Origin of the sequence: Pseudomonas sp. B6001, assembly GCF_013386015.1 — a bacterium.
Lineage (GTDB): Bacteria > Pseudomonadota > Gammaproteobacteria > Pseudomonadales > Pseudomonadaceae > Aquipseudomonas.
Window position 1 is genome coordinate 300,754 of record NZ_JACAOX010000009.1, and the last position, 11,971, is coordinate 312,724.

The window sequence follows — 11,971 nt, forward strand, 5'->3', positions numbered from 1 at the left end:
CTGTTTCTTCGATCCTACTCAGATTCGGTTCGCGTTATCAGTCCAGCACCAACCTCGTCTGCGAGGGCGGCGAGCCGATCCGCATCATCGTATAGCTTCGCTACCAGCTTTAGGACGGCTGCAACATCGATATCTTGGCAGTCCTTAGTGATGTTGATTATGCCGCCCGCGGTTTGCTCGAGGCCCAGCCCAAGGTAATTGAGCTCGTTGCGCAGCTGTTTGTTCGAATTGGTGAGGGGCATGGCGCTATACCGGTTGTCCGTTCCACACGTAAAGCACTCGAGCCAGGATGTGGGTGTCGTCGACACGAATGTCCTCGGGGTCGTGGTGCTTGTTGTCCGAAATCATCTTGAAGCGATCCTTGCCTTTCTTTTGCAGGCGCTTCACATACAGCATCTCGTCGTGGGAGAAGAGGTAGATCCCGTCCCCGGTGAACTCCCGGATCGTAATGTCGACCAGTAGCGGGTCGCGATCCTTGATGGTTGGAGCCATCGACTGGCCCCAGCCAGTGATCATCTTGAGATGGAAGTGTTCTTTGAAGGTGACGCCCAGGTCACGCAGGTGCTTGGGGCTAACCCGTATGTCCTGGAGCATTTCCGGGTATTCGTGCGGGATCTGCCCGCCACCCATCGCTGCGCGCACGTCGTAGTGCGCGATCCAAACCTCATCGCCAACCTGGCCGGGGCGAGAGAAGTCGACATGGATAACGTTTCCTGAGTCGCTTTGCTCAGCAGCAGCCAGCAACCTGGCGCGAGCATCTTCTGAAAGGCTCTTACCTTTCGACGCCAACATCTGACGAACCATGTCTGCCGCAGACGAAGCCAGCGAGCGTCCGTCATTACTGTCTTGAATGGAAGATTCTTCGTTGGAGACTTCCAGGTTTTCGTAGGAAAAGCCTGGGCGTAGCCCCCAGTGCTCCGGCCCCACGACGTCAGAGAAATAGGCGATCACGTCCATCAGCTTTGACTTGTCGATCCTGCCGTTTTTCACCCAGCCCTGTATCGACGGAGGCTTCACGGAGAAGTCGTCTGCGAGGTTCTTTTTCGATACGCCCTTGGCGATCCGCGCGGCCTCAATGGCGGCGCCTAATTCTGGTCCGGTAAGCATTGCCTAATTAAGCCTATTGCGCTGACGGTTAGGCAATGACTTGCCCGCGATAAGGTAATGCCTTATATTCGACACAAATCTCCAGGAGAGAACTCATGAAATCAGCAGAAGCGGCCAAAGAAGCATCTCGCTTGCTGGGTAGTCAGGTGGAAATGGCGCGCCTGCTGCAGGTCACTGCACCCACAGTTAATCAGTGGTGCTCCGGCGAGCGCCCAGTACCAGCAAAGCGCGCAGTTCAAATCGAGGCGTTGACCGGTGGCGTCGTAAACCGCACCGACCTTTGCCCATCGTTTCCGTGGGGGCAGATCGCTCCGGCCTCTGTTGAGGCTTCGCAGCAGTCCGCTGCCTGACATCCCTGTCCGCCGTTCCATTGAAGCAATTCTGACCGCAACCGACCCAAGGAAAAACTAGACGATGAAGTCGCAAGTGCTAGAAACCCGCAGAGCAGCAGTGATTGCTGCCGCCAACGCCGTATCGGGCGGCCTTCCTTGCGCCGCGGCATTTCTTGGCGAGGAGGACTTCAAGCGTTTCAAGAATCGGATTTACGAGTCGGCAGGGGTCAAGAAGCTGAGTGATGACGAAGTCTGCGTACTCGAAACCCAGGCCAAAACCACCTTCCTCCCCGATTACATCTGCGCCATGTATGGCGGGATCTTCGTCCGCCTTCCTGATTCCGAGTCGCTGGATAACGTGGACATGCACCACCGCTCTCTGCGTACAGCGGTAAGGCGGGGGAGGGTAGACCAGTTGATCGCCCTGGCATTGGAGGATGGTGAAATTGATGCCGCAGAAGCCAAAGATATTCTCGCCCTGCATGCCAAACACTTGGCAGCTCGACACGAAGAAGTCAATGCAGTGATTGAGCTGCACAAGGCGCGCGCCTGATGAAAGCCGAACTGAAACTTCAACTGAACGCTCAGCCCGGTCTTTCCGAGCTTGAGGGGCTATTTGCCACCCTTGAACAGATTCTCTCCGATGCGCCGCACCTTCGCTTGAAGGTCATCGATCTGCTTTTCACCCTCAGCGACGGCAGCCTCAAACCCGGCCTTGTCGAGTTGGTGGCGATTCCCGCATTCGGGGCAGATGGTCATTCGGTCATTGAGCTTCAGATAACCGACCGAATGAGGGAATTGGTGGGCGCACTCGCCGCAGGTGATGTTGAAGTTTTGAGTATCGATTAATGACATGTCCGGCCTCCTGGCCTTCGTTTGTGGAAATTCGAAATTACCACGGATGCGCCGGACACCTATAACGCCTGAATCTCAGGCACAAAAAAACCGGGTTCACGGCCCGGTTCATTGCTACATCACTTGAGGCAACTCTAATGCAACAGATAACTCAAGGCAATACCCCCAACAATCTCGCGCCACGTTTTTCTCAATCTGAAAACGTGGCGCGTGTAATTTCAATGACCAGTTCCGAAATTGCCGGACTGACCAGGAAGCTGCACAAAAACGTTATTCGCGACATCAGAGAGATGCTCGACGAGCTGAAAAAGGATGGCTCAGATGTGAGCCATGTCCGGGAAGATCTGGATTCGCGTGGCTACACCTCAAACCTCCATCTTGATCGTGAGCTGACAGAGCTTCTTCTGACGGGCTACAGCATTCCTTTGCGCCTCAAAGTGATTCGCCGCCTCAACGAACTGGAGGCGGAAAACAAGAAGGCCGTCGCGCTCCCGTCCTACGCAGAAGCCTTGCGCCTATATGCCGATCAGATCGAACAGACGCAGGTGCTTCGAGTTGAAAACCACCAGCAGGCGACCAAGATCCATTCCCTGGAGAACCTGTTCAAGGAAGGCATGACCCACACCCAGTTCTGCAAGGGCCTTAATGGGGTCAACGTCATGCAGGTGGGCAAGTACCTGGAAGCTCGCAGCTGGCTCTACAACGAGAGCAAGTCCGGCCTACGTCACCGTGTTGGCTCCTACGCCCGCGACAAGTACATGACCGAGCACCAGCACGAAGTCACCCCGCACGGCAAAGATCCCTTTATCTCCTACACGCCTGTCCTGCTGAAGAAGGGCGCTGCACGCCTGTACGACCTTTACCTGGCTGGCGAGCTTCCCATGAAGAAGACCTGGGACGGCCTGTTCACCCACGACAAAGCACTGAGGGCCGCGTAATGGCCGGGGACTGGATCAAAATGCGAATCGACCTTCAGACGCATCCGAAAGTATTCCGCATGGTGTCCGCATTGAAAGCGGACAGATTGCGGATCATCGGTGGACTGCACATCGCTTGGAGCATCTTCGACACCCACTGTGATGATGGCGTGCTGGTGGGCTACACCGTCGACGCGATGGATGCGGTAGTGGGCTGGCCAGGCTTTACCCAGGCCATGATTGACGTGGAATGGGCGGGTATCCAGGACGATGGAAGCCTCGTAATGCCGCGCTTTGAGGAGCATAACGGGGCCAGCGCCAAGCGCCGCGCCAACGATAACGAGCGCAAGCGCAACGACAGAAAGGCAAAGAATGTCCGCAACGTGTCCGCTAGTGATGCGGACAAATTGCGGACCAGAGAAGAGAAGAGAAGAGAAGATAAAGAACAAAAGACTTATGGCGATGATGAGGTCGATCACGCTGAGTTGTTCGCGCAGTTCTGGGCCCTGTATCCACGCAAGGTGGGCAAGGAGGCTGCACGGAAGGCGTGGGATAAGCTCAAGCTGACCACAGAGCTTTTCGATTCATTGGTTAAGGCCCTGGGGGCGCAATGCCTAACGACAGACTGGCTCAAGGACGACGGCCGGTTCATCCCGCACCCATCGACATGGATCAACGGCAAGCGCTGGGAAGACGAAGTGCCAGATCCGTCGCCGGCCGGAAGCAACGTCCACCGGTTCACGCCGCGCCCTCAGTCTGGCGAACCAGACTTCAACAGCAAGGCGTGGGCTGACGGCCTTGTGGCTCTCCCATGAAGCCAGTCAACCAACTGATGGCGACCATGGGCAACCTGCCCGCTGAAAGCCATGTCCAGCCGATCGACATCACGCCGCAGACGGTCGAGGTGGTTAACGACTTGTTCCGCCGGCTGCGTGGGATCTTCCCTGCATGGCGCCAGGCGTGGCCGTCCACCGAAGCACTGGACGCTGCAAAGGCCGAGTGGATCAAGGAGTTCGCCGAGGCGGGCATCCGCACCCTGGAGCAGATCGAGTTCGGCATCCAGAAGTGCCGCAAGCTCAAGAAGCCATTCGCGCCGAGCGTTGGTGAGTTCATCGCAATGTGCGCACCAGGGCCTGAAGACTTCGGCATGCCTGCCGTTGGTGACGCCTGGATCGAAGCGCTGATGACCACGTACAGCCACGAAGCTGTGAAGCTGGCCGCCGAGGCTACCGGTCTGTTTGACCTTCGCGGCGCCAAGCAGGAAGACAAGGGGCTTCGCGCCAGGTTCGACCGCAACTACGAAATCATCCTTCGCCGTGCCCAGGCCAGGTTGCCGCTCGACGGCCGGATCGCCGCCGGCATCGGCCACGATAGCCAGAAGACCGAATTCGAACTCGCCAACGAGCTGGCCGACCAGCAGACCCAAGCGCGAATCCTTCAGCAGGGTATCCCGGCCGACGGTAAGTCCGCGCGCGAGCTGCTGCTGGCAAAAATGAATATCAAGCGCGAGCCGGTGTGCGGCGCGGAGAAACGGACATGACCGTAACCAGCATTCGATACAGCACCGCCCAGACCAAACCAAAACCGCAGGCTGGCGACGAACGCTTCCTGAAAGGCCGTGGCGTCCAGCAAATCCGCCAGCAGCAGTACAGCAAGATGTATCGGGCCTACATGGTCAGCAACGGCCGCCCGGTGTGGGAGTGGGTCGACAAGGGCAGCGAGAAAGATCGCACGTCAGAGGCCTGGCTCCAGGCGCGCAAGTTGGAGCGCATGGCATTGATCGCAGAAGCAGCGGAGCAGCGGACATGAGCGAATTTGCAGAAGTGAATCAGCCCGAGCGCAATTCGCTTGGTTTCATGTACTTGGCTCGCCGTGCATGTGGAAAGGTCTCCGCATCCTGCTGGGATGACGCCATGAGCAAGAAGGACACCGCCAAGTGCGTAGCCGGTTACATCAAGCGCGGCGATTCGGTTGAGCGAGTGGAGCGTTTTGAGGGGGATCCGCAGCCCGAGTGGATTTGCCGCCCAGGTTGCAACGACTGTGCAGGGAGCAAGCCATGACCGACTACACCGAGCTTGTGCGGCTGGCTGAGGCTGCAAAAACCGAGGAGGCGAGAGCGATCCAGCTCTGCGCGTCCGGGTGCGGATGGGAGGCCCTGCCTGCTCAGGCCTCATTCCGATGCGTGGCCAGTGCTGAGGCAGTCCTCGCCTTGATCAAGGACCTTGAGAGTCACAAGCGCATGCTCCTGGCGGCAGTTTGCGACCTTGGCGCGATTGGCGAAGCACTCAAGTCCGACATGGACGCCGACGGCGATGAGCTGCTCGGCATGGTTATCGACCTGAAAGCCCAGAACACGCGAATGCTGGAATGGCTCAAGGACATAAGCCGTACATCCGGTGACAAGGGTGCAGTCATGGGGGCCCGCCAGTTGCTCAAGGAGTTCGCCGAATGAACGATTTCCGCGATTTGAAAGCGATTGCCGAAGTGTGCCAGCAGCACCAGCCGCTTCGCTTCATGCGCAGCCACGGTGCTCTGTACATCCGCAACGACAACGGCATCGTCTTCGATGTCCACCAGAACCGGTCCTTTCCCGAGTTCATGGCGCAGAACAAGGACTATGCGGATCTGGTGCTTGCCGCCAGCCCTGCGACGGTTTTGGCTTTGATCGGCGAGAACGAGCGTGTCAAAGCTCGACTTTGCGTGTGCCGCGACTGCGGTGGCCAGGGCGAAGTCTATTCAGGTCACAGTTCCTACCAGGGTAACAACGAGCCGCCAGAGCCTGACATGGACGTGTGCGGCACCTGCGGCGGGGATGGCGTTCTTGGACCGCTGGAAGATTTCGAAGCGCTGGCTGCTGAGCGCGACCAGCTCAAGGCCGAGAACGAGGCGCTTCGGAAATACGGGGAAGAGTTTGCAGTATTGGCCGAGCGCCGCCGCGAAGAAGTCGAGACGCTGCGCAAGGAGCGCGATGCTCGTCACCCGTTCAAGCCTTTTCATGAGCCGGCAATTGGCTTCACCGGTTGCGTGATTTTCGGCGTGTACACGGATCACGGCGGCTTGCCATGCCCGAAAACGCGAGCAACCGCCGACGCCGCCATGGGCAAGGGAGAGCAGTCATGAAAACCAACTACGGCAGGTTTAGCGATGACTACCGTGGTAACGGCTACATGGTCAGCTTCGGGTTCAAGCGGGGATGGCTGCTCTTCGGGTTCCGCCCACGCAACTGGCATTTCTATTTCACGAAGCTCGCCTCCAAGCCTGCCATCCGGGTTTATGTCGGTCCATTCGAAATTGAATTCTTTCGGGTGAAGCCATGACCAAGCCAGCCAAGCCACGCCCAATGCCTGTGTACCTGGTGCTGCGCCGCCTGGTCGATCCAGCCACGGGCAAGGAGGTGGCCGCGTTCGTGCCGTCCTCCGACGCCGACCGGTCGATCCTGCGCGAGCGGGATTTCCGGATCAACACGAAGATTCGCGCCGAGCTCAAGCAGCCACGCAACCCACGGTTCAATGGTTTGGTCCACGGCCTGGGCCGGGTGCTGAGCCAGAACATCGACCGGTTCTCCGGCAAGCAGTCCCACGACGCGATCAAGGCCCTGCAACTGGAGTCGGGCGTGTACTGCGATGAGGAAGCGTTCGACATTCCGGGCCTGGGCCAGCTCACCCGCAAGACACCCCGAAGCCTCTCCTACGACTCGATGGGCGAAGAGGTATTCCAAGACTTCTGGCGACAGTGCTGCGCGTACCTGGTGCTGCACGACTGGCCGACGCTTACCGAAGAGCGCCTGACCGAAATGGCCGAGTTTGAAGCGTTCAAGGAGGCCGCATGAGTCATAACTTCAAGCCGGGCGACCTGGCGTTGATCGTTTCCTGTCCGCTGGTGCCAACCCTGATAGGGCGCTGCGTGCAGCTGGTTGAGTGCTTGGGGCCTGGCTGCGACTCGTTTTCCGCCCACGGTCCATGGTTTAACCGTGGAGATGCAAACGCCTGGGTGGTGGAGGCAGATGGCTTGGTGTCATTGACCATCGGCAAGACCCTTGTCGAGCACCCGCGTTGCTGCATTGCTGAGAAATACCTCATGCCTTTGCGTGGCAATTTTGAATTCGGGCAGCAGAAAGCCAAGGAGGCTGTATGAAGCGCACACCGCTGCAACGAAAGACTCCACTCGCGTCCGGTGGCCCGCGCCGCAAGCGCTGCCCCGAGTGCCGGGTGATGTTCGTGCGTACCCGTGACGCGCAAGTCGTGTGCGGGGAGATCGAGTGCGCCATCGCTCACGGCAAGTCCGAGAAGGGACGGGCGATCGCCGGCAAGGCATTGGCCGAAGTAGGGCGCCGCGAGATCAAAGTCCGCAAGGAGAAGTTGAAGACCCGGGCGGATCACCTGCGCGAAGCCCAGGCCGCGGTGAACGAGTACGTGCGCCTGCGTGACGCACACCTGCCGTGCATCAGCTGCGACTCGACGCCGAACGACAACGACCTCATGACCGGTAGCCGCTGGGACGCCGGGCATTACCGATCCGTCGGTGCCTGCCCAGAGCTGCGCTTCGAGCCGCTGAACATCCATCGACAGTGCGTGAAGTGCAATCGGAATCTGTCCGGCAACGCAGTGGAATACCGCATCCGTCTGGTGCAGCGTATCGGCGTCGAAATGGTCGCCTGGCTGGAAGGCCTGCACCCGGCCCGCAAGTACACAGTAGATGAGATCAAAGCTATCAAGGCTACATACCGCGCAATGACCAGAGAGCTGAAGAAAGGGGAAGCCGCATGACCTATCGCAACGTTGTTTCAGCAGTAGTTCGAGCCCTTGCGGCGGAGACCATCAGTTCCGCCGGCGGCTGCGACTTTGAACCCAAGGTGCAGTGCGCCAAGCAGAAGGGGGAGATCGTCGGTAAGGAGGCGGCGTTTCTCCAAGACTGCTGGGTATTCGGCCGACTGCACAAAGCGCTCACCCCTGCACACTGGCGCGCACTGGTAGCGAAGTACTCCACTCACGAAGAGCGCAAGCACGGAGCCATTCTGGAGCTGCTGAATTCGGTAAAGACTCCAGCACCGAAGCGCTTTCGGGAATGCGCCGTGCTGACCTGGGCTATTCCTCAGATAGCAGGCGCCGACGGCAAGCGCTCCGCCGCGGTGCTGCCAGCGGCATGGTACGACATCACCAATTGGGACAATGACGGAAAGCCAGAGTCGACCCGATATCGTTGGCGTTCATCCATACGAAATTCTTTGGATGGCCAGGTGAATGAGGCGCTGATGGCCGCTCAAGAGATACTTGACGCCGAGGGGCTAATGGAGAAATTCATTGCGTCATAATTTGCTGCGGCAATGAACTGGACAGATGGCCTGAGCGACATCAGCTTTAAGATCGGCGGGAGGTGATAACAGGCTTCCCGCCGACAGGTTTTGATGGACTACAAGGACTCGGTGCCTGGCGTTCTAGTCCCATCACATACCGAGCTGAAACCACCTTGCGCCAGCCATTTTTCTAAAGGTTCCGCTTTCAGGGGTTTTGTTATCAGGTATCCCTGAGCCTCTGAACACCCCCAGAGCGTGATCAGGTCCAGAATGCTTTGGGTTTCGACGCCCTCTGCTACGACTCTATAGCCTAATCCTCTGGCAAGCTCGATGAGTGTCTTAACTAGCCGTTTATCTTTTTCGTTGGTGTTGAGGTTGCTGATTAGTGACTGGTCTAATTTAACCGTACTCACAGGCAGTTGCCTTAGATATGTCCAGTTGCTGTAGCCAGTACCGAAGTCGTCCACGGAAACTTCAATGCCTAACGCGCGGGCGCGCTCAAGCTGCTCAATAACTGTCTTCGGGTCTGACATGAGCATGCTTTCCGTGAATTCAAGCTCTAAATTTTTCGACAGAAGGGCGCCGTTGTTTATATATTCTGTAATTTTATTTAAGAACTTAGAGTTCTCAAGATCACTGACAGTGACATTCATGGAAACTCGTAATTCAATACCTTTGCCGAGCCACTCCTTGGCTTGGTCAACTACGGCGTCAAGTACCCAGAAGGTAATTGCATGCATCAACGCAGTTTTCTCTGCAAGTGGTATAAATTCTGCGGGACTGATAGGCCCGAGCGTAGGATGATTCCACCGGATCAATGCTTCAACATTTTCACATGCTAGACTAGGTAATGTGACTTTCGGATGAAAAACTAAGCTCAGCTGATCTTCAGACCGAACTGCATCAGACAGGGAGCTCAATAGGGTAAACGCTCGCTGCTGAGCTGCGTCCAACTCAGGTTGATACATCGCCCAGCCCAAGTTTCGAACCCTTGCGTCATCAGCTGCCCCTACGACTAACCGTAGCCAGTCCCTCTCTTTTGCATCGGCGATTTTCAATACCCCAATACCTGTCTGCATGAGTATTGGGATTCCTTGACAATCAACCGGCTCGTCAAAATTTGAAAGAATCTTAAGGCAGAGACCTTCCACCGGATGGCCACCTTCTAACAGAAACCCAAAACGTGTTGGACTGATTTTGTACAAGAGAGAATTATTAGGTAATAAAGACTGAAGTCTGCCCTTAACGCTGAGCATTAAATTTTGAGAAAAGCTGTAACCGAGCGCTTTTACTACGTCATTCAAAAATTTTGGAGATATTACGTCCACAGCAAATAGATCGTGCTGAATGCCGCTAGAGCTTGCTAGTCGAATATCTTCTTCCAGTCTGAGTCGGTTGAAAAGTCCGGTTGGCTGATCAATAAAATTACGGGAACGTAAACCCATAATCCGCAAGACAACGAGTTGAGCGAAATAAACGAGCATTGCTGCATCTCGCTTGCTCATCGGTTGTCGAGGTGAAGTATCTATTATGCATAGGCTACCCAGAGAGAAACCATCACTTGTGAGAAGTGGCGCGCTAGCGTAATAGCGAATGAAGGGCGCGCCGGTGACCATGGGGTTATCTTTGAAGCGCTCATCATTCTGCGCATCCAAAACCTCTAACGCCTTCCTGTCGCGTAGAGAGTGTGCGCAGAACGAAACGTCCCGAGGTGTAGTTTGCTGCTCAATCCCGATCCGTGCCCTGAACCACTGGCGGTGCTTGTCGACAATAGAAATCAGGGCGATGGGAGCATTGAAGTATTCTGAAGTCATTGAAATCATTTTTTCGAAGACTTCATCGTCTTGTTCATTTTGCGGGCAAAGGGCCTCAACGCGTTTTAAGCGTTCTGCTTCGTACTCAGGGAAGTGGGTATTTGCGTCCATGACTAACCTCGTGTATCACGACCATGTGGCTAAACGGTATCAGATCACCGTTAACCCTACGACTTCATTTACTTATTGAGTCAGTAGGTACGACCCATTCATGCGAAGGGAATACGGCAAAATACGGGCGTTTCGCTTCTCGAAAGGACAGAGCGCATTGGATCCGCTCACTCTGCATCTATAAATCACAATGCAGAATCCGAAGAAACGTTGCATTAATTGAGAAAATGAGAGAGTATTTATTCATCGTGCCCATACACTGCATTTCGAACGGTCTTCAGCGTTGAAATCAACCAATGAGTCCGGTCTAAAGGAGGCTCCGCCAAGTACGGGGCCTCTTTCGTTTGGTTTCAGGGAAACCTGGTCAATCTCAAGGCCTCGCCATCGTGCGGGGCCTTTTTCGTTTTCGGCCCCGCCACACCCTTCGCACTTAGTAGGGAGTGCCGCCGGGGCTGACCTATTTCAAACATGCCCCACGGAGTCGAGCGCATGGAGTATCTACAGCGCCTGCTCGACAAGATCGACAGGTTCGAATTGCTGATTGCGGGCCTAGTTGGCGCCGTGATCGCCAGTTGGTGGCACAAGGACGACTTGAACGACTGGCGTGCCTGGATGATCTTCCTGATCACCGGCATGGCCTGCTCGATTTATCTGACGAGCATGGTCAGCACCTATCTGGGAGTGACCGAGCCGAAGATCGTCGCCGGTATCGGCTTTCTGTTGGGTGCATTCGGCGGCTCGCTCCTGGCGGCCATCAATCGAGCCATCAAATCCGCTGACCTCTGGGCGCTTATTCGCCAGCGGTTCGGGGGAGGCAATCCACCATGAATCTTGAACTGATCAACTCCATCGCCTGCGGCCTTATCGCGCTGTGGGCCGCCTGGTGCGTACTGAGCGGTAAGGTGAGGGACGGCATCCTCGGGAAGCTGATCTACTCGGCCATTGCCATCAGCGGTTTCGTCGTTATGGCGCGCAGCCAGAACATCTTCTTCGGCCCGACCAGTGCGGGCCTGACGCTGCACGTGTCCCTGGCCCTTGCCGGTGCTCGCCACATCTTCATGGTCACGTACTGGCAGCCGGTAAAAGCCTGGCTGTGCCGGACGTTGAACTGCGAGCACTGCCTGCACTGTGACAAGGCACCTGGTGGTGTCGAGCGCCGGGGCAAATAGCTTTCCGATCTACTGGTCTGGGCGCAGCGCACGACTTCGGGAACCGCAGGCAACGTCGAGCTCAGCGTTCAGCTGATCCACCTGTTCCTGACTGATCCAGCCAGCTGTCATCAGGGATTGGTTGTAACCGACTGCGCCCAGTCTGAGCTTTGCCAAGTGCGCCTGATCTTTGGCTTCGGCCAGGTAATGGAAGTTCTTGCGCGCTAACGCCATCGCGGATGCTGCATCAATTGGCATGACGTTAGCTCGACTAGAGATGAGGCGCGCAGATTGCCGCAAGTCGTCGATCAAGGGTAGTGGATTCTGACTAATCAATAGCAAGTAATCCGCGCCACGTTTTCGAATGCCCGAAATCGTGGCGCGGCATTGGAGT

At 56.6% G+C, this 11,971-nt stretch carries 21 protein-coding genes; 17 read left to right on the forward strand and 4 right to left on the reverse strand.

Annotated features, from left to right (window positions below; genetic code table 11):
* Nucleotides 1–14: 14 nt before the first annotated feature.
* A complete protein-coding gene (locus tag HX821_RS12400) occupies nucleotides 15–242 on the reverse strand; it encodes a hypothetical protein (RefSeq protein ID WP_177023281.1) in 228 nt (75 codons plus the stop codon).
* 4 nt (nucleotides 243–246) lie between these two features.
* A complete protein-coding gene (locus tag HX821_RS12405) occupies nucleotides 247–1,107 on the reverse strand; it encodes a S24 family peptidase (RefSeq protein WP_177023280.1) in 861 nt (286 codons plus the stop codon).
* Nucleotides 1,108–1,202: 95 nt separating this feature from the next.
* Here HX821_RS12405 and HX821_RS12410 point away from each other — a divergent pair, with 95 nt between their 5' ends.
* The 15 genes from HX821_RS12410 (at nucleotide 1,203) to HX821_RS12480 (ending at nucleotide 8,522) form a co-directional block, all read left to right on the forward strand.
* Nucleotides 1,203–1,457 carry a Cro/CI family transcriptional regulator gene (locus HX821_RS12410; RefSeq protein WP_064451097.1) on the forward strand — a complete coding sequence of 85 codons (255 nt, stop codon included), beginning with the start codon at nucleotides 1,203–1,205 and terminating at the stop codon, nucleotides 1,455–1,457.
* Between the two features lie 64 nt (nucleotides 1,458–1,521).
* Nucleotides 1,522–1,992, forward strand: coding sequence for a YmfL family putative regulatory protein (locus tag HX821_RS12415; RefSeq protein ID WP_177023279.1), 471 nt, complete (start codon nucleotides 1,522–1,524; stop codon nucleotides 1,990–1,992).
* On the forward strand, nucleotides 1,992–2,288 hold the full coding sequence (locus HX821_RS12420) for a hypothetical protein (RefSeq protein WP_177023278.1): 297 nt from the start codon (nucleotides 1,992–1,994) through the stop codon (nucleotides 2,286–2,288). Before HX821_RS12415 ends, HX821_RS12420 begins: the two co-directional genes overlap by 1 nt.
* A 143-nt stretch (nucleotides 2,289–2,431) precedes the next feature.
* Entirely contained in the window at nucleotides 2,432–3,232 is an 801-nt protein-coding gene (locus HX821_RS12425) for a Rha family transcriptional regulator (RefSeq protein WP_177023277.1), read from the forward strand.
* Nucleotides 3,232–4,026 carry a Pyocin large subunit-like protein gene (locus tag HX821_RS12430; RefSeq protein WP_177023276.1) on the forward strand — a complete coding sequence of 265 codons (795 nt, stop codon included), beginning with the start codon at nucleotides 3,232–3,234 and terminating at the stop codon, nucleotides 4,024–4,026. The genes HX821_RS12425 and HX821_RS12430 overlap by 1 nt, the downstream gene beginning before the upstream one ends.
* Complete coding sequence (locus HX821_RS12435; RefSeq protein WP_177023275.1) at nucleotides 4,023–4,751, forward strand: replication protein P; 729 nt, start codon at nucleotides 4,023–4,025, stop codon at nucleotides 4,749–4,751. The genes HX821_RS12430 and HX821_RS12435 overlap by 4 nt, the downstream gene beginning before the upstream one ends.
* Entirely contained in the window at nucleotides 4,748–5,020 is a 273-nt protein-coding gene (locus HX821_RS12440; protein ID WP_177023274.1) for a hypothetical protein, read from the forward strand. Before HX821_RS12435 ends, HX821_RS12440 begins: the two co-directional genes overlap by 4 nt.
* On the forward strand, nucleotides 5,017–5,271 hold the full coding sequence (locus HX821_RS12445) for a hypothetical protein (RefSeq protein WP_177023273.1): 255 nt from the start codon (nucleotides 5,017–5,019) through the stop codon (nucleotides 5,269–5,271). The genes HX821_RS12440 and HX821_RS12445 overlap by 4 nt, the downstream gene beginning before the upstream one ends.
* The gene (locus HX821_RS12450; RefSeq protein WP_177023272.1) at nucleotides 5,268–5,663 is read left to right on the forward strand and encodes a hypothetical protein; all 396 of its coding nucleotides are present in this window, start codon (nucleotides 5,268–5,270) and stop codon (nucleotides 5,661–5,663) included. Before HX821_RS12445 ends, HX821_RS12450 begins: the two co-directional genes overlap by 4 nt.
* Nucleotides 5,660–6,331 (forward strand): hypothetical protein, encoded by a 672-nt coding sequence (locus tag HX821_RS12455; RefSeq protein ID WP_177023271.1) that lies wholly within the window; start codon nucleotides 5,660–5,662, stop codon nucleotides 6,329–6,331. Before HX821_RS12450 ends, HX821_RS12455 begins: the two co-directional genes overlap by 4 nt.
* Entirely contained in the window at nucleotides 6,328–6,528 is a 201-nt protein-coding gene (locus HX821_RS12460) for a hypothetical protein (protein ID WP_177023270.1), read from the forward strand. The genes HX821_RS12455 and HX821_RS12460 overlap by 4 nt, the downstream gene beginning before the upstream one ends.
* Nucleotides 6,525–7,040, forward strand: coding sequence for a hypothetical protein (locus HX821_RS12465; protein WP_106111231.1), 516 nt, complete (start codon nucleotides 6,525–6,527; stop codon nucleotides 7,038–7,040). The genes HX821_RS12460 and HX821_RS12465 overlap by 4 nt, the downstream gene beginning before the upstream one ends.
* Entirely contained in the window at nucleotides 7,037–7,345 is a 309-nt protein-coding gene (locus tag HX821_RS12470; RefSeq protein WP_177023269.1) for a hypothetical protein, read from the forward strand. Before HX821_RS12465 ends, HX821_RS12470 begins: the two co-directional genes overlap by 4 nt.
* Nucleotides 7,342–7,977, forward strand: coding sequence for a recombination protein NinG (locus HX821_RS12475; RefSeq protein ID WP_177023268.1), 636 nt, complete (start codon nucleotides 7,342–7,344; stop codon nucleotides 7,975–7,977). The genes HX821_RS12470 and HX821_RS12475 overlap by 4 nt, the downstream gene beginning before the upstream one ends.
* The gene (locus tag HX821_RS12480; RefSeq protein ID WP_177035819.1) at nucleotides 7,974–8,522 is read left to right on the forward strand and encodes a hypothetical protein; all 549 of its coding nucleotides are present in this window, start codon (nucleotides 7,974–7,976) and stop codon (nucleotides 8,520–8,522) included. Before HX821_RS12475 ends, HX821_RS12480 begins: the two co-directional genes overlap by 4 nt.
* Nucleotides 8,523–8,620: 98 nt before the next feature.
* Here the strand turns inward: HX821_RS12480 and HX821_RS12485 are convergent, their stop codons facing one another.
* Entirely contained in the window at nucleotides 8,621–10,429 is a 1,809-nt protein-coding gene (locus HX821_RS12485) for a GGDEF and EAL domain-containing protein (protein ID WP_177023267.1), read from the reverse strand.
* A gap of 489 nt (nucleotides 10,430–10,918) precedes the next feature.
* Between HX821_RS12485 and HX821_RS12490 the strand changes: the two genes are divergently transcribed.
* Nucleotides 10,919–11,257: a hypothetical protein gene (locus HX821_RS12490; protein ID WP_003218335.1), complete on the forward strand. Its 339-nt coding sequence runs from the start codon at nucleotides 10,919–10,921 to the stop codon at nucleotides 11,255–11,257.
* Nucleotides 11,254–11,598 carry a hypothetical protein gene (locus HX821_RS12495; protein ID WP_177023266.1) on the forward strand — a complete coding sequence of 115 codons (345 nt, stop codon included), beginning with the start codon at nucleotides 11,254–11,256 and terminating at the stop codon, nucleotides 11,596–11,598. Before HX821_RS12490 ends, HX821_RS12495 begins: the two co-directional genes overlap by 4 nt.
* 9 nt (nucleotides 11,599–11,607) lie before the next feature.
* On the opposite strand, the gene HX821_RS12500 is transcribed toward HX821_RS12495, so the two are convergent.
* Nucleotides 11,608–11,889, reverse strand: a complete 282-nt coding sequence (locus HX821_RS12500) for a hypothetical protein (RefSeq protein ID WP_177141524.1) — start codon at nucleotides 11,887–11,889, stop codon at nucleotides 11,608–11,610.
* Between the last annotated feature and the right edge of the window lie 82 nt (nucleotides 11,890–11,971).

Bases quoted from the DNA above. Each gene is read 5' to 3' on its own strand.
- HX821_RS12400 (WP_177023281.1), bottom strand. From the start codon at position 242: ATGCCCCTCACCAATTCGAACAAACAGCTGCGCAACGAGCTCAATTAC.
- HX821_RS12420 (WP_177023278.1), top strand. From the start codon at position 1,992: ATGAAAGCCGAACTGAAACTTCAACTGAACGCTCAGCCCGGTCTTTCC.
- HX821_RS12465 (WP_106111231.1), top strand. From the start codon at position 6,525: ATGACCAAGCCAGCCAAGCCACGCCCAATGCCTGTGTACCTGGTGCTG.
- HX821_RS12490 (WP_003218335.1), top strand. From the start codon at position 10,919: ATGGAGTATCTACAGCGCCTGCTCGACAAGATCGACAGGTTCGAATTG.
- HX821_RS12480 (WP_177035819.1), top strand. From the start codon at position 7,974: ATGACCTATCGCAACGTTGTTTCAGCAGTAGTTCGAGCCCTTGCGGCG.
- HX821_RS12445 (WP_177023273.1), top strand. From the start codon at position 5,017: ATGAGCGAATTTGCAGAAGTGAATCAGCCCGAGCGCAATTCGCTTGGT.
- HX821_RS12405 (WP_177023280.1), bottom strand. From the start codon at position 1,107: ATGCTTACCGGACCAGAATTAGGCGCCGCCATTGAGGCCGCGCGGATC.
- HX821_RS12495 (WP_177023266.1), top strand. From the start codon at position 11,254: ATGAATCTTGAACTGATCAACTCCATCGCCTGCGGCCTTATCGCGCTG.
- HX821_RS12425 (WP_177023277.1), top strand. From the start codon at position 2,432: ATGCAACAGATAACTCAAGGCAATACCCCCAACAATCTCGCGCCACGT.
- HX821_RS12455 (WP_177023271.1), top strand. From the start codon at position 5,660: ATGAACGATTTCCGCGATTTGAAAGCGATTGCCGAAGTGTGCCAGCAG.
- HX821_RS12460 (WP_177023270.1), top strand. From the start codon at position 6,328: ATGAAAACCAACTACGGCAGGTTTAGCGATGACTACCGTGGTAACGGC.
- HX821_RS12450 (WP_177023272.1), top strand. From the start codon at position 5,268: ATGACCGACTACACCGAGCTTGTGCGGCTGGCTGAGGCTGCAAAAACC.
- HX821_RS12435 (WP_177023275.1), top strand. From the start codon at position 4,023: ATGAAGCCAGTCAACCAACTGATGGCGACCATGGGCAACCTGCCCGCT.
- HX821_RS12410 (WP_064451097.1), top strand. From the start codon at position 1,203: ATGAAATCAGCAGAAGCGGCCAAAGAAGCATCTCGCTTGCTGGGTAGT.
- HX821_RS12430 (WP_177023276.1), top strand. From the start codon at position 3,232: ATGGCCGGGGACTGGATCAAAATGCGAATCGACCTTCAGACGCATCCG.
- HX821_RS12470 (WP_177023269.1), top strand. From the start codon at position 7,037: ATGAGTCATAACTTCAAGCCGGGCGACCTGGCGTTGATCGTTTCCTGT.
- HX821_RS12485 (WP_177023267.1), bottom strand. From the start codon at position 10,429: ATGGACGCAAATACCCACTTCCCTGAGTACGAAGCAGAACGCTTAAAA.
- HX821_RS12475 (WP_177023268.1), top strand. From the start codon at position 7,342: ATGAAGCGCACACCGCTGCAACGAAAGACTCCACTCGCGTCCGGTGGC.
- HX821_RS12415 (WP_177023279.1), top strand. From the start codon at position 1,522: ATGAAGTCGCAAGTGCTAGAAACCCGCAGAGCAGCAGTGATTGCTGCC.
- HX821_RS12440 (WP_177023274.1), top strand. From the start codon at position 4,748: ATGACCGTAACCAGCATTCGATACAGCACCGCCCAGACCAAACCAAAA.